The sequence below is a fragment of the Actinomadura sp. WMMA1423 genome (assembly GCF_006547145.1).
GTDB lineage: Bacteria > Actinomycetota > Actinomycetes > Streptosporangiales > Streptosporangiaceae > Spirillospora.
Map to the genome: position 1 here is coordinate 8166561 of NZ_CP041244.1, position 18918 is coordinate 8185478.

The 18918-nt window shown below is 73.8% G+C and carries 16 protein-coding genes; 10 read left to right on the forward strand and 6 right to left on the reverse strand.

Annotation, left to right across the window (positions count from 1 at the left end; translation table 11 throughout):
- Positions 1-21 precede the first annotated feature (21 nt).
- Both FKD65_RS37865 and FKD65_RS37870 read left to right on the forward strand, forming a co-directional pair.
- Entirely contained in the window at positions 22-477 is a 456-nt protein-coding gene (locus FKD65_RS37865) for a DUF742 domain-containing protein (protein ID WP_141583970.1), read from the forward strand.
- Positions 478-511: 34 nt separating this feature from the next.
- Positions 512-1126 (forward strand): ATP/GTP-binding protein, encoded by a 615-nt coding sequence (locus FKD65_RS37870; RefSeq protein ID WP_240810400.1) that lies wholly within the window; start codon positions 512-514, stop codon positions 1124-1126.
- A 60-nt stretch (positions 1127-1186) separates the two neighbouring features.
- On the opposite strand, the gene FKD65_RS37875 is transcribed toward FKD65_RS37870, so the two are convergent.
- Positions 1187-2767, reverse strand: a complete 1581-nt coding sequence (locus tag FKD65_RS37875; protein WP_141576383.1) for an IS1182 family transposase — start codon at positions 2765-2767, stop codon at positions 1187-1189.
- A gap of 362 nt (positions 2768-3129) precedes the next feature.
- Between FKD65_RS37875 and FKD65_RS37880 the strand changes: the two genes are divergently transcribed.
- Positions 3130-3903: an SGNH/GDSL hydrolase family protein gene (locus FKD65_RS37880; RefSeq protein ID WP_141583972.1), complete on the forward strand. Its 774-nt coding sequence runs from the start codon at positions 3130-3132 to the stop codon at positions 3901-3903.
- Positions 3904-3945: 42 nt separating this feature from the next.
- On the opposite strand, the gene FKD65_RS37885 is transcribed toward FKD65_RS37880, so the two are convergent.
- On the reverse strand, positions 3946-4284 hold the full coding sequence (locus tag FKD65_RS37885) for an STAS domain-containing protein (RefSeq protein WP_168221306.1): 339 nt from the start codon (positions 4282-4284) through the stop codon (positions 3946-3948).
- A gap of 201 nt (positions 4285-4485) precedes the next feature.
- On the opposite strand from FKD65_RS37885, the gene FKD65_RS37890 reads away from it, so the two are divergent.
- Positions 4486-8073: an AAA family ATPase gene (locus tag FKD65_RS37890; protein WP_141583978.1), complete on the forward strand. Its 3588-nt coding sequence runs from the start codon at positions 4486-4488 to the stop codon at positions 8071-8073.
- A gap of 12 nt (positions 8074-8085) precedes the next feature.
- Here FKD65_RS37890 and FKD65_RS37895 read toward each other — a convergent pair whose 3' ends face one another.
- On the reverse strand, positions 8086-10032 hold the full coding sequence (locus tag FKD65_RS37895) for an ABC transporter ATP-binding protein (RefSeq protein WP_368367168.1): 1947 nt from the start codon (positions 10030-10032) through the stop codon (positions 8086-8088).
- A gap of 258 nt (positions 10033-10290) precedes the next feature.
- Here FKD65_RS37895 and FKD65_RS37900 point away from each other — a divergent pair, with 258 nt between their 5' ends.
- The 6 genes from FKD65_RS37900 (at position 10291) to FKD65_RS37915 (ending at position 14053) form a co-directional block, all read left to right on the forward strand.
- The gene (locus tag FKD65_RS37900) at positions 10291-11454 is read left to right on the forward strand and encodes an LCP family protein (RefSeq protein WP_141583982.1); all 1164 of its coding nucleotides are present in this window, start codon (positions 10291-10293) and stop codon (positions 11452-11454) included.
- A gap of 59 nt (positions 11455-11513) precedes the next feature.
- Positions 11514-11807 (forward strand): hypothetical protein, encoded by a 294-nt coding sequence (locus FKD65_RS37905; RefSeq protein ID WP_141583985.1) that lies wholly within the window; start codon positions 11514-11516, stop codon positions 11805-11807.
- Positions 11808-11892: 85 nt separating this feature from the next.
- Positions 11893-12051 (forward strand): hypothetical protein, encoded by a 159-nt coding sequence (locus tag FKD65_RS44615; protein ID WP_168221307.1) that lies wholly within the window; start codon positions 11893-11895, stop codon positions 12049-12051.
- Positions 12052-12220: 169 nt separating this feature from the next.
- A complete protein-coding gene (locus FKD65_RS44620) occupies positions 12221-12376 on the forward strand; it encodes a hypothetical protein (protein ID WP_168221308.1) in 156 nt (51 codons plus the stop codon).
- A gap of 111 nt (positions 12377-12487) precedes the next feature.
- On the forward strand, positions 12488-12976 hold the full coding sequence (locus FKD65_RS37910) for a glutathione peroxidase (RefSeq protein ID WP_141583987.1): 489 nt from the start codon (positions 12488-12490) through the stop codon (positions 12974-12976).
- A gap of 162 nt (positions 12977-13138) precedes the next feature.
- Positions 13139-14053 (forward strand): oxidoreductase, encoded by a 915-nt coding sequence (locus FKD65_RS37915; RefSeq protein ID WP_141583989.1) that lies wholly within the window; start codon positions 13139-13141, stop codon positions 14051-14053.
- 37 nt (positions 14054-14090) lie between these two features.
- On the opposite strand, the gene FKD65_RS37920 is transcribed toward FKD65_RS37915, so the two are convergent.
- The 3 genes from FKD65_RS37920 to FKD65_RS37930 all read right to left on the reverse strand — a co-directional run bounded on the left by FKD65_RS37920 (position 14091) and on the right by FKD65_RS37930 (position 18902).
- Entirely contained in the window at positions 14091-14633 is a 543-nt protein-coding gene (locus tag FKD65_RS37920) for a methylated-DNA--[protein]-cysteine S-methyltransferase (protein ID WP_141583992.1), read from the reverse strand.
- A 256-nt stretch (positions 14634-14889) separates the two neighbouring features.
- A complete protein-coding gene (locus FKD65_RS37925) occupies positions 14890-17532 on the reverse strand; it encodes a DUF6493 family protein (protein WP_141583995.1) in 2643 nt (880 codons plus the stop codon).
- On the reverse strand, positions 17529-18902 hold the full coding sequence (locus tag FKD65_RS37930; RefSeq protein WP_141583997.1) for an SWIM zinc finger family protein: 1374 nt from the start codon (positions 18900-18902) through the stop codon (positions 17529-17531). Before FKD65_RS37930 ends, FKD65_RS37925 begins: the two co-directional genes overlap by 4 nt.
- Positions 18903-18918 lie beyond the last annotated feature (16 nt).

The following is an 18918-nucleotide window of genomic DNA, read 5'->3' on the forward strand; positions in this document are numbered from 1 at the left end:
ACTCTGACGGAGGTCGGCGACATGGATCGAGGCAGTCCCTTCGGGGGCGGTCCCGGAGGCGGCGGCCGCTGGCCGGGTGACCAGGGGCGCGTCCCCGTGCAGGGCCGCCCCCCCGAGCGGGAGGAGAGCGACGGCAGCTCGCTCGTGCGCCCGTACGCGGTCACCGGCGGGCGCACCCGGCCGCGCTACGACCTGGCCATCGAGGCGCTGGTCACCGCCGCGCCCTACCCGCCGCGGGACGTGGCCGTGCTGACCCCGGAGTACCGGGCGATCATGGATCTGTGCCGCTCGGCCCGCTCGGTGGCCGAGGTCTCCGCGCTGCTGCGCCTGCCGCTCGGGGTCGCGCGGGTCCTGGTGGCCGACATGGCCGTCGAGGGCCTGCTGCGGCTGCACCAGTCGCAGTCCCCCACCACCGCCGGCGGACAGCCGGACCTCCGCTTGCTAGAAAGGGTTCTCAGTGGCCTTCGGAAGCTCTGACCAGGTCCCGGGGCCGCACGGCGGGGAGGCCGAGCTGACCTCGGTCAAGATCGTCGTCGGTGGCGGCTTCGGTGTGGGCAAGACCACGTTCGTCGGCTCCGTCTCGGAGATCATGCCGCTCACCACCGAGGCCGTGATGACGGCGGCCAGCGCCGACGTGGACGACCTGTCGGCCGTCCCGGACAAGACGACCACCACGGTCGCGATGGACTTCGGCCGCGTGTCGCTGGACAGCGAGCTGATCCTCTACCTGTTCGGCACGCCGGGGCAGCACCGCTTCTGGTTCATGTGGGACGACCTGGTCCGCGGCGCGATCGGCGCCGTCGTGCTGGTCGACACCCGCCGGCTGGAGGACTGCTTCGCGGCGGTGGACTACTTCGAGGAGCTCGGCCTGCCGTTCGTGGTGGGCGTCAACGGGTTCCACGGCGAGTTCCAGTACGCGGTGGAGGACATCCGCGAGGCCCTGTCGATCAGCGCGCACGTGCCGATCGTGCAGTGCGACGCGCGCAGCCGCGAGTCCACCAAGCAGGTGCTGATCACGCTGGTCAGGCACGCGATGACGGTGCACGCCACCGGGGCGCACGCCCCCGCCCCCGCGCCGGGCTCGGCCGGCGGGCAGCTCGGCACCACGTCCCCGAGCTGGACCTAGAAGACTGCTGAAGATCTTGTGAGGGGCTGTCCGGCCGTGGGCCGGACAGCCCCTGTGTGGTCATGCTTCGGCCGTGGACAGGTGCCAGGTGCCGTTGGTTCGGGTGAGTCCGAGGTTGATGAGTCGGCGGAGGTTGAGGACGGCGGCTCGGGTGTGGAGCCAGGCGTCGGCTTTGATGGTGCCGCGGTGGCGGAGGCGGCGGTTGCCGTGGTGGACGAGCCAGGCGACGGCGCGTTCGACCGGTGGTCTCCAGCGGCGGTAGTCGGCTTGCCAGGCCGGGTCGTGGGCCGATTGGCGGCGGGCGGCGGCTTGGAGGTCGTGGTGGGGGCGGATGGTCAGGATCCGGCCTGCCTTGGCGTTGGTGCACCGCTCGCGCAGGGGGCATCCGGTGCACCGGTTCCCGAACACGGCTTTGCGCTGGTGGTGGCGTCCGCCGGGGTCCGATAAGGGGGCGGTGTGCCCGGCGGGGCAGGTCACGGTGCCGTTGGTGGTGTCGATGGCGAAGTCGTCGAGGGTGAAGCCGCCGGGGACGGCGGGCCGCAGCGGGGCGGGCTTGATGAACAGCCGGTGCCCGGCGGCGGTGAGGGCGTGGCGGGCCTGGCCGGTGGAGTAGGCGGTGTCGCCGAACACCTGCACCGGGGTGTCCTCGCCGGCGAGCAGGTCCAGGCCGACGAGGGCCTCGTGGTGGGCGGCCCCGGCGCCGGGCCGCAGGGCCACCGCGGTGAACAGGCCGGTTTCGGGCTCGACGGCCAGGTGGGCTTTGAAGCCGTCCTGGCGGTGGCTGCGGGTCTTGTGGACGTGCCGGGCTTGGGGGTCGACGGTCGAGATCACCCGGTCCGGGGCGGTGCCGTCGGTGATGCGCCAGCGCCCGTCGCGGCCGTCGGACCCTTCGGCCGGTTCGACGTCCTGCCCGGCGACCAGGGCCAGCAGGCCCACCGCGTTCGCGGCCCGCTCGCCCAGTTCCTGCTCGGGCAGGTGCCCCAGCAACCTGAGCGCGTCGGTGACCAGGGCGTCCACCAGCTCGGCGCGGGCCTGCTCGTCGTTCCAGGCGATGCGCGGTTTGCCCGGGTCGGTGTAGTCGTGGGCGGTGCACGCCGCCGCGGCCACCTCGGCCGCCCCGGGGACATGGCGGATCACTGAGCGGACGGCGGCGATCAACTGGGTGACGGTGTCCTGGGTGGCGACCGCATCGTCCAGCACCGTGGAGTCCAGCGCACGGCGATGCCTGCCGGTGAGCACCCCGGTCGCCCGCACCACCTCCCGCACGGCCTCGAAGATCCGGTCGGGCCGGGCCGAGCGTGCCAGCCGACGGCGGAAGTAGGCCAGCAGCGACGCATCGAACGCGGTGTCGTGCAGGCCCAGCCCGCACGCGGCCTTCCAGCGCAGGTCACACCGCAACTCCTGCACCGTCTCAGAATCCGACAGCCCGTGCAGGGCCTGCAAAGTGATCGCCGCGGCCAGGATCTGCGGCGGCATCGACGGCCGCCCGTTCGCCGACGGATACATGTCCGCGAACATCACCGCCGGGAACAACGCGCCACGGTGCTCGGCCAGGAACGCGAACACGCTCCCCGCTGGGATCAGCTCCCGGCACGTCTCCCACACATCCGGACCGACCGTCTCCCCGGCCCACTCACCCATCACCACACCACAACACACTGGCCCCGCCGCATCCGCGGCGGGACCAAAACCCCAAGATCTTCAGCAGTCTTCTAGGCTGTGTTGATTCAGTCCCGGCCCACTTCGCTCGCCTAGCGGCTCGCTGCGTGACCGTGCCTGGGCGAACGCGGCATCGCTTCGCGATCCGCCCGGTTCCGCTCGCCTCCGGCTTCGCTCCACCGGCCAGGTCACGCGTTCGCGCGCGTGGCCGAGGCCGGGTCGTGACAGGCTCCGGCCGCCGGGGGCGCGGCGCGGTCCGGCCACCGGCTACGGTCGCGTAGGTCGTGTGCACGATGCATGATTGTTCGTCGTGATCGACCGTGAATCCGCGTTGGGGGGTTGCGATGAGCGAACTTGGGCGGATCGGAACGTACGTGGCCCTCGGCGACAGCTTCACCGAGGGCCTCAATGATCCCTATCCCGGTCAGGACGACGTCTTCCGGGGCTGGGCCGACCGGCTCGCCGAGCACATCGCCGCGCTGAACCCGGGCCTGCGCTACGCCAACCTCGCCGTCCGCGGCAAGCTCGTGCGCCAGATCGTGGAGGACCAGGTGCCGATCGCCGTCGGCCTGTCGCCCGACCTGGTGACGCTCTGCGCCGGGGGCAACGACATGATCCGGCCCGGCGCGGATCCCGACGCGGCCGCGGTCGTGTTCGACGACGCGGTCCGGCGGCTGCGCGCCACCGGGTCGCGCGTCGTGGTGTTCACCGGGTTCGACCCGCGCGGGCTGCGCTCGGGCGGCCGCATCCGGGGCAAGGCCGCCACCTACAACATGCACCTGCGCGCGATCGCCGACCGCCGCGGCTGCCCGGTGGTGGACCTGTGGCCGCTGCGCGTCTTCCACGACCCGCGCGCCTGGTACGAGGACCGCCTGCACCTGTCGCCCGAGGGGCACCGGCGCATGGCGCTCTACGTCGCGGGGGTGGTGGGGATCCCGGTCGAGGGCGACTGGCGCGAGCCCTGGCCTCCGCTGGACCCGGCCGACTGGCTCACGATGAGGCGCGAGGACGTCCACTGGGCCCGGACCTACCTGCTGCCGTGGATCGGCCGCCGGGCCACGGGCCGCTCCTCGGGCGACGGCCGCGGCCCCAAGCGCCCCACCGCCCTCCCGCTCTGAGCGCGTTCCTGCCGCTCCCGGCCTCCGCCGGGCCCCGGCGGCTCAGGCGCGGTCGGGCTCGGCCGCCAGCGCCTCCTGCAGGGTCCTCTTCACGGGGATGCGCCGGTGCAGCCCCGTGATCTCCAGGGCGCGGCGGACGATGGGCCGGGGGCCGGCGAGGACGAGGCTGCCGCCCGCCGCGGTGGCGGCCTTGTAGCAGGCAACGATGACCGACAGGCCCCCCGAGTCCATGAACTCGAGGTCGGTGAGGTCCAGGACGAGGTGGTCGCCGTGCTCGCGGCGCGCCTCGTTCAGGTGGACGCGCAGCTCCTCCGAGCCGGCGACATCGAGTTCTCCGCACAGCCTGAGGACGGCGCGTCCGCCGTCCGGCCGTGTGGTCACTTCCAAAGGTGACACGGGGGGTTCCCCTCTTGTGTGCTGCTTTGGCCGGAATTCATCCGGCGAATAGTTTCCGTCCGACAACTATCCCGGACGCCGGGCCGCCTGCCAACCCGCCGCAACGGGGGTGTGCGTGATCGTGACGCGCCGTAAGGTGCTGTCGGATGTGATTGCCTCGATCCGCTGCGTAGGAGACGACCCCAGGTGAGTTCCCCCCGGCTGCCGGACCATCTCGAAGTGCTCCTCACCGAGGAGCCGGTCCTCGACGTGTACGCGTACGGCCCCTGGCGCGTGCCTGACGGCTTGTACGAGGAGATGCGCGAGCGCGCGGTCGCCTACAACACCGACCAGCGCGCCGTCGTGCTGACGCGTCAGCTCAGCGACTTCTACGGCAGGGACACCAGCGCGGCCGGCGCGGAGCAGTGGTCGTTGCTGACGTTCATGCTGGGCGCCTCGGCGGTGCGCGGCGGCTCGCGCGGCGATGTCGACTACGAGCTGCTCTCGGACTTCCTGGCGACGCCGGAGTCGGCCGTGCGCGACCCGGCCGCGTGGTTCACCCAGGGCGGGCGCTGGCGCCCGCCGGGCCTGTGGCTGCCCGAGCCGGCCGGCGACGACCGGGAGCGGCGCGCGGTGATGTTCGAGCTCGCGCGGGCCGGGCTGGAGGTCTTCGAGGGCCTGGAGCCGCTGGAGCGGCGGCGGCGGGCGCTGACGGGCCTGTTCGACCGGCGCGCCGCCGACCCGGCGCTGCGCGAGGCGGACATGACCGTCCCCAACCGGCGGCTGGAGGAGGCGTGGGTCTCCGGCCTGACCGACGAGGAGCTGGCCGTCCTGCCCGAGCTGGCCGGGCCGGTGGGCTACCTGGGCTGGGTGTGCGAGGGGCTGGACGCCGCGCACGAGCGGCTGGCAGGGGCCGTCGCGGACGGGCACGAGCCCGACGAGGCGCTGGCCCGGCTCCTGCTGGCGGCCGACGCCGCGGTCGTCCCGGCCGAACTGGCGGTCGTTCTCGGCGGCGCCCGCTACGAGAACGTCGAGGAGCGGTTCCGCGCGGCGCGCGAGGGCTTCGCCGCCGAGGCGTGGCAGTACGACGTCCGGGCGTGGCTGGCGCGCGGCCTGGTCGCGGGCGAGGCGGACGCGGCCCGCGCCTGGCTGGACATGGCGGTGCGGTTCACCGGCTCCGTCCAGGGACTGCCGGAGGCGCCGGTCAGCCCGCGCTGCCGGGTGCCGGTGCGCCCGTTCCAGGTCGACCTGCGGCGCCTGTTCACCGTCCGCCGGGTCTTCAACACACTGAAGTTCGGCGGCGGCGAGGGCGACGCGCAGAGGGCCGGGACCCCGGAGCCGGAGCCCGCGACCGAGAGCGGGTCGCGGCTGGTCGGGCAGCCGGAGCTGGAGCGGGCGCTGCGGGAGGCGGTGGCGGCCCGGGTCGCCGGGCAGCGGCCGGTCCGGCTCCTCATCGCGGGTCCGGAGGGCACCGGGAAGGGCACCGCGGCCGAGATCGCCGAGGAGATGCTCGCCGAGCGCGGCGCCGTCCGCGAGGCGCTGTGGATCTCCGACCAGGTCTTCGCCTCGCTCGGCGTGAGCGAGGCCGTGCTGTGGCTCCAGGCGCGCGTCCGCGAGTGCCTGGAGCACCGGATGCTCCTGGTCGTCGACGACCTGGAGAAGCTCGCCGCGCACGAGCGCTGCGGCGCCGCCGCGGCCGAGGAGCTGCGGCGGCTCATGGCGCGCTCGCCGGCGCTCAACGTCGTCGCGCTGTGCCGCCCCGGCGGCGACCGGCGGCTGTTCGACGCCAACCCCGCGCTGGTCCGGGCGTTCGAGGCCGCCCGCACCCGCGACTTCGCCGAGGACGACTTCGCCGAGCTGTTCGCCCTGGCCGTCGCGCGGCGCGGCGCGACGGCCGGAGAGCAGGTCGCCGAGGCCGCCGGCGCCATGCTCCGCCGCACCCCGCCGCTGCTGAACCTGCGCGGAGCCCGGCTCGTGGAGCACATGGCGGGCCAGGCCGTCGCCGCCGCGGACCGGCGCGTCCGGCAGGACGGCCCGGACGGATCGGGCGCCGGGCCGCTGGAGGTCACCGCCGCCGACCTCCCGCAGCGGCTCATCGCGGGCCGCCCCGCCGAGTCCGACCCGCTCGCCGAGCTGGCCGCCTGCGTCGGCATCGAGCCCGTCAAGCGGGAGGTCGAGGCGCTGGTCGCCGAGGCCAAGGCCGCGCGGCTGCGCCGCGAGGCGGGCATGACGGCCCGGACCCGGTTGCGGCACCTGGTCTTCACCGGGAACGCCGGCACCGGCAAGGGCAAGGTCGCGCGGATCCTCGGCCGGATCTACGCCGACATCGGCGTGCTGTCGTCCGGCCACACGGTCGAGGTGGAGCGCGCCGACCTGCTCGGCGAGTACGCCAGCGAGAGCGTGCTGCGCGTCCGCCGGGCGGTGGAGCAGGCCCACGGCGGCGTCCTGGTCGTCCGCGACGCGCACGCCCTGGTGTCGGCCGCGTCCGACGCGGCCCGGGGCCGCGAGGTGCTGGACGTCCTGCTGACGAGCGTGCAGGCGCACACCGAGGACCTCGTCGTCGTGCTCACCGGTCCCGAGGCGGAGATGAACGGGCTGCTGAAGGCGCACCCCGACCTCGCCGCCGCCTTCCCCCGCACGCTCCGCTTCCCCGACCTCACCGAGGAGGAGCTGGTGGAGGCGTTCACCGCCAAGGCCGCCGAGTCGGGGTTCGAGCTCGCCCCCGGCGTCCTGGAGAAGGTGCGCGCGCTGGTCGAGGCGGCACCGCGCGAGCGCGGGATCGGCAACGTCCGCATCATGACGAACCTGCTCGACCGGGCCGTCGCGATGCAGGGGCGCCGCGTCCTCGCCGACGGGATCGTCGACGAGGACGAGTCCCTCGACGTGATCCTGCCGGAGGACGTCCCCGACACCCTCACCCGCGGCCGCGACGACGTCCCCGGCGACCCCCTCGCGGAGGTCGAGCGGCTGATCGGCCTCGCCGACATCAAGCGCGAGGTGGCCGCGCTGGTCGCCGAGGTCCGCGCGGAGCAGCTGCGGCGCGACGCCAAGGTGTCCCCGGCGCCCCCGGCCCGGCACATGGTGTTCGCCGGCAACCCGGGCACGGCCAAGACGACGATCGCGCGCCTGATCGCCGCCGTGTTCGCCCGGCTCGGCCTGCTGTCGTCCGGCCACCTGGTGGAGGTCACCCGCGCCGACCTCGTCGCCGAGTTCATCGGGCAGACCGCGCCGCGGGTGCGGGACGCGGTCGCCCGCGCCCTCGGCGGCGTCCTGTTCGTGGACGAGGCGTACACGCTGGCCTCCGGCGGCGGCGACCGGCGCGACTTCGGCCACGAGGCGATCGCCGAGCTGCTGCGCCTGATGGAGGAGCACCGCGGCGACCTGGTGGTCATCGTCGCGGGCTACGACGCCGAGATGGAGCGGTTCCTCGACGCCAACCCGGGGCTGAAGTCGCGGTTCCCGAAGCGGCTGCGCTTCCCCGACTACACCGACGACGAGCTCGTCACGATCTTCGAGTTCATGGCGGCGGAGGACGGGTTCGCGCTCGCCCCCGGGATCCTGGACGCGCTGCGCCGCCTCGTCGCGGCCCACCCGCGCGGCTCCTCGTTCGGCAACGCCCGGCTCGTCCGCAACCTGCTGGAGGCGGCGGTCTCCCGGCAGGCCCAGCGCATCACCGCCAAGGAGGACGCGGCCCCCGGCGAGATCGACCCCGCCGAGGTCGCGCTGCTGCGCCCCGAGGACCTGCCCGAGGCCCCGCCCCGCGAGGAGGAGGCGGGCTTCGGCCCCTACATCTAGTCCGTCCCTCCGTCAGCCGGCGCCCGCGGCCAGGCCGTCCGCCGCGGGCCGGTCGGCGCCGGCCCGCGGCCCGGCCGCCCCGCCTGCCGCGTAGGCGGAGGCCTGGAGGGAGTACAGGTCGGCGTAGAGGCCGTCCCGGGCCATCAGCGCGGCGTGGTCGCCCTCCTCGATCACCTCGCCGCGCTCCAGGACGTAGATGCGGTCGGCGTAGCGGACGCTGGCGAGCCGGTGGGTGATGAGCAGGACGGTCCGGCCGTCGGCGTGCGTGCGGATCCGCTCGAACAGCTGGTGCTCGGCGCGGGCGTCCAGGGCGGCGGTGGGCTCGTCGCAGATCAGCAGCGGCGCGTCCCGGTAGAAGCCGCGGGCCACCGCGAGCCGCTGCCACTGCCCGCCCGACAGGTCGGCGCCGCCCTTGAACCGGCGGTCCAGCAGCGTGCCGTACCCGAGGGCGAGCTCCTGGACGACCTCGTCGGCGCCGGAGGCGCGGGCGGCGCCGAGCATCGCCGGGTCCTCGTCCTCGCCGTCCGCGGGCTCGCGGCCGCGGCCCATCGTGATGTTCTGCCGCGCGGTCATCGGCCAGTGCGTGTACTCCTGCGCGATGACGGCGATGCGCTCCCACACCTCGGACGGCTCCACCTCCGCCAGCGGCACGCCGTCCCAGCGCACCTCGCCGGCGTCCGGGTCGTACAGGCCCGCCATGATCTTGGCGAGGGTGGTCTTGCCGGAGCCGTTCTCGCCGACGAGAGCGACCACCTCGCCCTTGCGCAGGTCCAGTGAGACGCCCCTGAGGGACGGGGTCTCGGCGCCCGGGTAGGTGAACACCGCGTCCCGGACGGTGATCTGCTCGAAGTCGTCCGGGAGCCGCGCGCGCCGCTCCGCCGCGGCGGCGGGCAGCGCGCGGTGCGGGATCCGCTGCTCGGCCGCGTCGCAGAACGCCAGGTAGTCGCCGAAGTACAGCCCCTCCTCGTAGCAACGGTTGACCGCGAACACGAGGTTGACCAGGGACGACTGGCCCGAGCGGATCGCGAGGACAGCCGTGCCCGCGACCGCCAGCGGCACCGCGCCCTTCCACAGCATGACGCCGAGCGCGACGTAGACCAGCGCCGTCGCCGCGCCCTTGCCCGCGTCGCCGGTGACCTTCACGACGGTCTGCCGGCGCGCCACGTCCAGCTCGACCCGCCGCTGGTGGGACGCGGACCGGTCGTACTGCTCCAGCAGGAACCGCCGCATCGTGAACGAGCGCACCTCGGCGGCGTGCCGCCGCTCCACCATCAGGTCGGACAGGATCCACTTGCGGCGCGTCACCCCGATCAGCGACAGCATCATCATGTACCGCATCCGCGCGCTGCGGACCGACGCCCAGCCCTCCGGCACGGCGGTGAGGAGCAGCAGCGGCAGCAGGACCGGATGCAGCACGCCGAGCGTCCCCGCGGCCGCGACCAGGCCGATGAGGCCCGTCAGGACGTCCACGGCGTGCCGGACCACCTGGGGCGCCGACATCATGCCCCGCCCCTCCGCGCGCTTCAGGTCGTCCAGGAAGTCCGAGTCGTCCAGCGCGGTCAGGTCCACCGCGGTGGTCGCCTCGTACAGCCGCAGCTCGACCAGCCGCTCGACCTGCGGTTCGAGGCGGGCCTGCGCCCAGCCCGCGCCGGACTGCAGCCCGGCCCGCAGCGCCACCGCCCCCGCGACCAGCGCCAGCGACGGCAGGGCGTCGCGGACCCGCGAGGGGGTCGGCGCGGCGCTGAACAGCGCGGTCAGCACGCCGGTCGTGGCCAGCAGCCAGAACGCGGTGAAGAACCCGGCGGCGATGTTGAGCGAGACGGTCGCGAGCGCGTCGGCGCGGCTCGCCCGCCAGGCCAGCCCCGCCGCCTGGACGATCATCGAGGGGAGCCGCCGCGCGATCGTCGCCATGCCCGTCTCGGTGAGTTCCTTGTCCTTGGCGTGCCAGGACAGGATCACCTCGGGAAACCCCGGATCGGGAGCCGCCTCCCGGCGCCGCCGGCGGCGCCGTAACGTCCGGGGACCCCCCGACCGCCTGGGGAAAAGCCGTCGTGCACCCATGCGCCGCCCTCCGCGCGTACTACCGGCCAGGGGCAGTGTGCGCCCTTAGGGGGACGATGTCCGCTTCATTTCTCACAGAGGACGGTGATTTGTGGGTGTGGACAATCATGCGCCGGACGGACGCGGCGCACGCCCGGGTTGTCTAGGGTCTACGCCATGACCGACGGCTGGCCGGAAGGCCGGACACGCAAGGAGGGCGGCCGCGTGGCGCGCAGCAGGGACCACTCCGCACGCGCGGAGCACCACCACGCCGCCTACGGGCGGGACACCTACGGCGACCCCCACGACGACCCGTACGCCGGCGACCAGCTCGCCGGGGGCCGGGTCGAGCAGGGCGGGCCGTACGGCGGGGCGCCCCACCGGCGGCGGCACCGGCGGCGGTGGCCGCGGGTGCTCGGCGCCCTCCTGGCCGTGCTCCTGGTCGTCGTCGTGGGCGGCTACTTCTACCTCGACTCCCGGCTGAAGCGCGAGTCGGTCCTCGTGGACTACCCGGGCCGGGTCGCCGACACCCCGGGGACGAACTGGCTGATCGTCGGGTCCGACAGCCGCGAGGGCCTGTCGAAGGACGACCAGAAGCGGCTCGCGACGGGCTTCGCCTCCGGGCGGCGCACCGACTCGATGATGCTGCTGCACTACGGCTCCGGCGGGACGTCCCTCATCAGCCTGCCGCGCGACTCCTACCTCCCGATCCCCGGGCACGGCTCGAACAAGCTGAACGCGGCCTTCGCCTTCGGCGGCCCCAAGCTGCTCGTCCAGACCGTGGAGAAGGCCACCGGGCTGCACATCGACCACTACGCCGAGATCGGCTTCGGCGGCTTCGTGGGCGTCGTGGACGCCGTCGGCGGCGTCGACATCTGCGTCAAGGAGAACATCAAGGACCGCAAGGCGGGGCTGAACCTCAAGGCCGGATGCCAGACGCTGGACGGCGGTCAGGCGCTCGGCTACGTCCGCACCCGCGCGTTCGCCCGCGCCGACCTCGAGCGCGTGGAGCACCAGCGGCAGTTCTTCGGCGCGCTGATGAAGAAGGCGACGAGCCCGGGCACGATGCTCAACCCGTTCCGCAGCGTCCCGCTGGCCATGAACGCCACCAGCAACTTCCTCGTGGACGACGGCGACCACCTGTACGACCTCGTGCGCATGATGTGGGCGATGAAGGGCGTCAGCGGCGGGAACGGCGTCACGACCACCGTCCCGATCGGGGGCTCCGGCAGCTCGGCCTCCGCCGGGTCCTACATCACCTGGGACAGGTCCAAGGCGACCACGCTCTTCGGCGCGCTGAAGCAGGACCAGGAGATCCCGTCGAACGTCATCACGAAGTGACGGGCCGGGCCGCCGCCCGGCGCGCGGTGACGGGTCGCGCGCTCGAATAGAGTCGGGGGATGTCGGAAGTGACGCCAGACGGCGGGAACCTGGACGAGTTGACGTCCAAGGAGCTGTACGAGCGGGCGATGGGTCTGGCCAAGGAGCGGCACGACGTCTCCTTCCTGTGGGACCTGCTGCGCGCGATCCCGGCCGCCGCGGCGGCCACGGGGGAGGTCGACCGCGCCGAGTTCGACCTCCTCCACGGCCTGTCGCTGCTGGAGGAGTTCACGCACGCCGGCGAGGGCGAGATGGCGGACGCGCTGCGTCCCTTCTACATCGACTACCTCGCCCGGCACGCAAAGGGGACCTGACCGGCCCTTTGTCCCTTCTTGATCTCTCTTCGGCCACCCTGGGGAATCACTGAGAGTGAGTGATCGACCGCAGAGGGTGGTTGCAGTGAACAAGAAGTGGATGAAGGTCGCCGCCGTCGCCTTCGTGGCGTGGTATGTCATCAGCCGCCCCCAGGGGGCGGCGCATCTCGTCAACAACGCCCTGAGCGGACTCGGCAACGCCGCCGAGTCGTTGTCGCAGTTCATGAGCGCGATCCCGAACTGACGGCCGCCCGCCGGGGCACGTACCCCGCCGGTTCGGGCGTTCTCAACCGGGCGCCACCAAGCGGTTGCCCGTACGTCACAGTAAAATCGCGCTTTGCGGGCAGCCGCGGCGGGGCACAATGGGATCGGGTCGATTGTGTCGCGCGCTACAACCAGGGACGGCGTTACGGATGAAGAAGAACCTCCGCTATGTGGCGATCGCCTTCGTCATCTTCTACTTGCTGAGCTCACCGACGGATGCGGCAGGAGTGGTCAACAACGCCTTCGACCAGCTGGGCAACGCTGGCAACCAGCTCGCCTCCTTCGTGAACGCCTTGGGCAAGTGACGGGCGCCCTGGGCGGATGAGCGCGGCCGGCGGCGCGGCCACCCCGGCCGCCGGCGGCACCGGCGGCGAGGACGGAGCCGATCCGGGGAGCGATCTCCTAGGATCGGCCACATGTCTGTCTTCGACGTAGAGATCGAGGCCCTGCGGGGCGGACCCGCGCACCTCGGGCAGTACCGGGGCAAGGCCGTGCTGATCGTCAATGTCGCCTCCAAGTGCGGCCTCACTCCGCAGTACTCCGGCCTGGAGAAGCTGCAGGAGACGTACGCCGGGCGCGGCTTCACCGTCCTCGGCGTCCCCTGCAACCAGTTCATGGGCCAGGAGCCCGGAAGTTCCGAGGAGATCGCCGAGTTCTGCTCGGCGACCTACGGGGTCACGTTCCCGATGACCGAGAAGGTCGAGGTCAACGGCGACGGCCGGCACCCGCTGTACCGGGAGCTCGTCGACGTCCCCGACGCCGAGGGCCACACCGGCGACATCCGCTGGAACTTCGAGAAGTTCCTCATCGCCCCGGACGGTGCCGTCGCCGCGCGCTTCGCGCCCCAGGCCGAGCCGGAGTCCGCCGAGGTCGTCACCGCCATCGAGAAGACCCTCCCCGCCTGACCACCCGCGCCCCGCGCACGGCCGAACCCCGTGCGCGGGCGTGGCTTGGTGCTCGTGACGGGGGGATGCGTCCGGTGTGAATCGCGCCACAGCGCGGAGGCGTTGCCTCCTATTGAGGGCACGTCTAACTTGTGGGTTCGCGATATTACGTGGAGGTGCCCCATGGGCGGATGGACGGCCGGCGACATCCCCGATCTGCGCGGGCGGCGGGTGGTCGTGACCGGGGCCAACAGCGGCATCGGCTACCACACCGCGCTCCAGCTCGCGCGGCACGGCGCTTCCGTGGTGCTCGCCTGCCGCAGCGCCGAGCGCGGTCAGGCCGCCCTGGAGCGGATGAGGACCGCCGCGCCGCAGGCGGAGATCGTCCTCGCCGCGCTGGACCTCGCCGACCTGGCGTCCGTCCGGGACTTCGCGTCCCGGCACGGCGAGTCCCCGCTCGACATCCTGGTCAACAACGCCGGGGTCATGGCGATCCCGCGCCGCTCCACCGCCGACGGCTTCGAGATGCAGTTCGGCACCAACCACCTCGGCCACTTCGCGCTGACCGGGCTCCTGCTGCCCGCGCTGCGCGCCGCCGCGTCCCCCCGCGTCGTCACCGTCACCTCGGCGTTCGCCTGGACGGGGAGCATCGCCTTCGACGACCTGCAGGGCGAGCGCCGTTACCGCAAGTGGAACGCCTACAGCCAGGCCAAGCTCGCCAACCTGGTCTTCGCCAAGGAACTGGACCGGCGCGTCCCGGAGGTGACCAGCGTCGCCGCCCACCCCGGCTACGCCGCGACGAACCTCCAGCAGACGGGTCCGCGCATGCAGGGCAGCACGCTCATGGAGAAGGCCACGGGGCTGGGCAACGCGGTGATGGCGCAGTCCGCCGCCGCGGGCGCCCTCCCGTCCCTCTACGCCGCGACGGCACCGGACGTGAGCGGCGGTGCCTGCTACGGCCCCCGCCTGCTCCAGTACCGCGGCTCCCCGACCAAGGTCGCCACGCCCCGGCAGGCGGACGATCCCGCCCTGGGCAAGCGTCTCTGGGAGGTCTCCGAGACCCTCACCGGCGTCACCTACGCCGGGGCCGCCACGTAGCGCGGCCGGTGTTCGCGGCCGGTGTTCGCGGCCGGCCTCACGGGCCGCGGGTGATGTCCCAGTCGAGGGTGGCGGGGATGGAACCCTCGAGAGTGAGGAGCCAGCGCTTGACCTCCACGCCGGAGCCGCCGCTGTAGCCACCGAGGCCGTTCGAGGCGACGACGCGGTGGCAGGGGACGATCAGCGGGATGGGGTTGCCGCCCATCACCTGCCCGATGACCTGCGCGTGGACGCCGGTCCCGCTGCGGTCTCCGAGCTCGCCGTAGGTCAGGACCCGCCCGTAGGGGACCGTCTCGTACAGCGTCGACAGCACCTGCCGCTGGACGTCCGACGTGAGGCGCCAGTCGATGGGCAGCTCGAAGTGCTTCAGGTCGCCGGCGAAGTAGTCGCGCAGGGCCGACAGGGCGGGGGCGAGGCGGTCGGGGGCGTCCACGACGGGAAGCCCGGTCGCCTTCGCCGTGCGGGCGCGCGCCGCCGGGGTGTCGCGGAAGTGCAGCGAGACCACCCCGGTCTCGGTCTCGGCGACGAGCAGGCGGCCGAGCACGGTGTCGACCGCGCCGAACGCCAGGGTCTCGGTCATCGTTGAGCGCTCCTTCCCACCAGACTCAGGGTCCCACACCGCCCCGACGAGACCCCGCTTCCGTTGACACCGGTGCTCCCGTCCACGGATCCTCCGTCAACACCGGTGCTCCTCCCGATGCGGGCGCTTCGTCAACACCGGAGCTCCTCCCAATGCGGGCGCTTCGTCAACACCGGTGCTCCGTTGGCACCAGTGCTCGTGCCAATGCGGGTGCTCCCGTCGACGCCTGTACTTCCCTTAACACCGTGGGGGGCCGTCACGTTGCGAGCGTCCGGTGCAGGCGGGCGGACTCCTTCACCAGGCGGCTGGAACCACCCCGCGCCGCCGTCTCCTGGACGGCCGGGATCGCGCCCCTGGCGCCGGTCGTCTCCGCCAGGCGGGTCGCCAGGGCGAGGAGGTCGGGTACCCCGGTCGCGGCCCGCTCGCCGGGAGCGGGGAGCGCGTGCGGGAGCGCCGAGGCGAGGGTCGTCCAGACGTCGGCGTGCGCTCCGCCGTCGGCGGCCGCCGTGAGGGCCTTCACGGCGCGAGGGAGGACGAGGCGCTTCAGCGCGGCGAGGCGTCCGAGGGCCGTTCCCGTCTCGGCCGCGGGCAGGCCGCCCCGGGCGCTGAGGACGAGGAGCGCCTCGACCGCGTCGGAGCGCTCGTTCTGGCTCCGGTGCGCGAGCGCGTAGGCGAGCAGCGTCCCGGTGGCGGAACCGGTGGGCCCGTCGGCCTCCGCCAAGCCGAGCATGATGGCGCCCTGGTGCAGGTCGAACTCGCCGGTGCCCGCCAGGTGGGGGACGAGATGCGCGGCGGCGACCTCGCGGTGGGACGGCAGGACGGACGGCCAGAGGGCCCTGTTCCTGATGTTGCCGGGCGTCCCGAAATCGGTCCAGCCCTCCTCGGGGAAGGCGCACAGGTGGGCGATGTCGGAGTCGCCGGGGACGTCCACCGTGGCCAGGACCCGGCTCGGCAGCCGCGCCGTCCGGCCGCGGACGCTCGCGAGCGGCTCGTCGAGGATCGTGCACTCGACGGCGGGGTCGGTGAGACCGCCGCCCGCCAGCCACTGCGCGAGCGTCCTCCCGGCCTTGGACTCCAGCCGTCTCGCGCGTGCGGCGGCGGCCGGGTCGATGTCGCGCGGCACGCGCAGCATCGCCTGCATGAGATCGGCCCGCCCGGGCTCGGTGCCCGCCTCCTCGATCCGCTCGAGCCGCGCGACCAGGACGCCAGGGTCGACGTGGCCGCTGCCCTCCGTCGGGGTCGCGAGAAGGACGGGCACCTCCCCGACCGTGGACGCGATCTCGTGCCTGCGCAGGGTCAGGAAGCGCTCGATCTGCGGTTCGAACACCGTCCCCTCCCTGCGGGACCACCCCTTCAGAAGGGAGGCCAGCGCCTCGACGAGGCCATGCGACCTCGCCGGACGCAGGAGGCTCTGCACGGGGAACATGATCCAGCTGGCCCGGACAAGGGAGCGCCAGTACTGCTGGCCGTCCACCTCCATGATCCAGGAGGCGTGGGCGTCGACGGGTCTCCGCAGCGCGGCGCTGGTCCCCTCAGGGTCGCGGTAGGCGAACTCGACGAGCGCGGCGAGGAAGCGTTCGGTCGTGCGCCAGTCCTTGCGGGCGCGCAGCAGGACCGTGAACTCCTCGGCCAGTTCGGCGAGGGAGCCGATCGGTGCGGGCGCCTCGCGCGGGGTGAACGGAGGCGGGCCCGGCGAGGGCTCGGGACCGTCCGCCGTCTCCACCGCGCCGAACGCGGCGGCGATCGGCTCGCGCAGGGCGGCCGGCAGGCCGCCGGCGGCGGCGCGGAGCTCCTCGCGGACGGCCCCGCTCGCGTGGTCCGCGTGCTTGGCCGCGATCGCCACGGCGCGTTCGCGCAGGTCGAGCGCGTCGGAGGTGAAGACGGCCGTGACGGCGCACAGCGTGGCGTCGACCCGGTCGCGCTTGCGGGCCGTGCGGTCGAGCCAGGTCAGCGCGGCCTGGACGAGCTTCTTCTCGGGGCGGAACAGCAGCGCCCCCGCGGCGTCCTCGAACAGCGCGGCGTCGAGGAGCCCTCGCTCGTCGACCCGGCGGACCTGGCGCAGGGCGAGGTCGGCGACGGTCGAGGGCGCGGACGGCAGCATGCGGACGTGGTCGCGCACGCGGGCGGCGGCCTCGTCCTCGGTGGGCTCCAGCGCGCTGTACAGCTGGACGAACCACCGAAGGTCGCGGAGGGTGCCGCCGCGCAGGAAGCGGCGGACGCAGCCGTCCAGCAGGAGGGTGCGGTCGAGCCGCCCGGCCGCGGCCATGGCGGCGAGGGCGCCGGCCCAGGTGCCCTCGCGCGTCCGGTCCCACCGCTGCCTCGCCTCGTCCTCGGCGAGGGAGCCGCCCACGCCCTCGACCTCGAACAGCCTCGGGACGAGCGCGTCGAGGAACGGGTCGTCGGCGCGGGGGAGGTGCCGCTCGCTCGTCCACCAGACCACGAACCCGTCCGACTCCGGTACGGTCCCGGCCGACTCAGCCAGGGCCGCCGCGATGTGCCACTGGGCCCGTTCGCCGCCGGAAAGGCGGATCCGGGCGGCGACGCGGTGCGCGACGTCGGCGCGCCATTCGTCCGGGCGCGCGGCCGTGACCTCGCACAGGGCCGCGCGGAAGGCGGCGAAGTCGTCACGGGTCCACCACTGCCGCAGCTCCCGGCGGCACAACCAGGCCGCCGCGGCCGTGGCGCCGCCGAACGTGCCCGCCCCGACGACCAGCAGGGGCCCGAACGCCGCGCGGTCGACCCAGCCGTACTCCGCTGCGGCGCGCATCGCCTTGAACCGGTCGGGCAGGTCCTTCGCGACGGCGCGGCGCTCCGCCTCGCCGAGCTCGCCGACCAGGCGCACGGCCTGCTCGAGGTCGCCGGCGTCGATCGCCTTCTGGAGGTCGTCCGGGGCCCTCATCGGACGGCCTCCGCGCTCGCCTCGCGGCGGACGATCCGGGCGGCGAGGACGTGCTTGCACGGGCCCCGCTCGCCCCGGTGGTCGTACCACCATGGGCAGGTGCAGGTGACCCGGTCGCCGTCGAAGCGGACCTCCCGCTCGCCTCCGTTGCCGAGGACGGTCGCCGCGTCGTCGGCGGTGAACCGCACGGCGCCCTCCGCGACCAGCGCGCGCGCCGCGCGCAGCCTCGGGTTGAGGTCGGCCACCCGCGCCGGGTCGTAGGGGAGCTCGCGGTGGAAGAACGCGGCCTCGGCGGTGTCGAAGCCGACGCGGCCGGACGTCCCGAGCTGGACCAGCGCCGCCTTCGTCCGCGCCGCCGAGAGCCCGGACCGCTCGGCGAGCAGGCCCGGCTCCACCCGCGGCTCGAACGACAGCAGCGCGCCGAGCAGGTCGGCGTCCCCGGCGGCCTCGTCGGTCGAGAGGGCGTCCAGGACCGCGCCCTCACCGGAGAAGCCGCGCGAGTTCTGCGGAGAGAACGTCAGCACGTACCGCATGCCGGGCAGCTCCAGTTCCCAGACGCTCGACACCGGCCCGCTGCCGCCGCCGAGGGACGGCCCGTAGACGCGCAGCGCCGTCGCGAACCGCAGCAGCGGCAGCATCGTGCGCAGCCTGTCGGGCCCGGCCAGGCACACCGCGCCGGGCGACGGGCGCGACGCGAGGCGCAGCGTCCGGCCCGCGGGGACCGCCCACATGGCCTCGCGCCCCCCGCGCGGGAGCGAGCGCAGGAACCGCACCGCGCCGGGCCCGTCCAGCTCCCCGCGCAGGTCGAACCCGGCCGTGATGACCTGGACCTCGGCGAAGCCGCGCAGCCACCGGTCGGGCAGCGGGACCTTCTTCTCCACGACCGCGCCGTCCATGGTGGTCACGGCCAGTTCCTCGGCGCCGACCGCCAGGTGCAGCGGATCGGACCCGCCCACCCGCGCGAGCGCCTCCCGCAGCGGCCCGTTCACGTCGACGTTCGTCGTGCCGCGCTCGTGGACCTCGCCGTCGAGCGCCGGCTCCAGGACGTCGAGCCGCGCGTAGACGCCGCCGCAGGCGGAGAACGACTCCATCCGGATCCGGTCGCCGGCGCACGTGACGACCGGATCCCGGAAGGAGGTGGGACGCGGCTGGTGGTACCGGGTCTGCGCGACGTCGGCCAGCGCGAGCAGGCCCGCGGCCGCGGGCGCCGCCTGCGTCAGCACGCCGCTGAAGAAGTGCGGGTTCGCCTGCGGCCCGCTGCTCGTCGTCCCGCCGGACGTGGAGAGGCCCAGGAGCCCCGCGTCCAGGCCGGACGGCCTCGTGTACCGGTACGACTGCGCGGCCCCTGCCGCCACCGTGCTGCTCGCCATGCCGGGAAACGTAGGG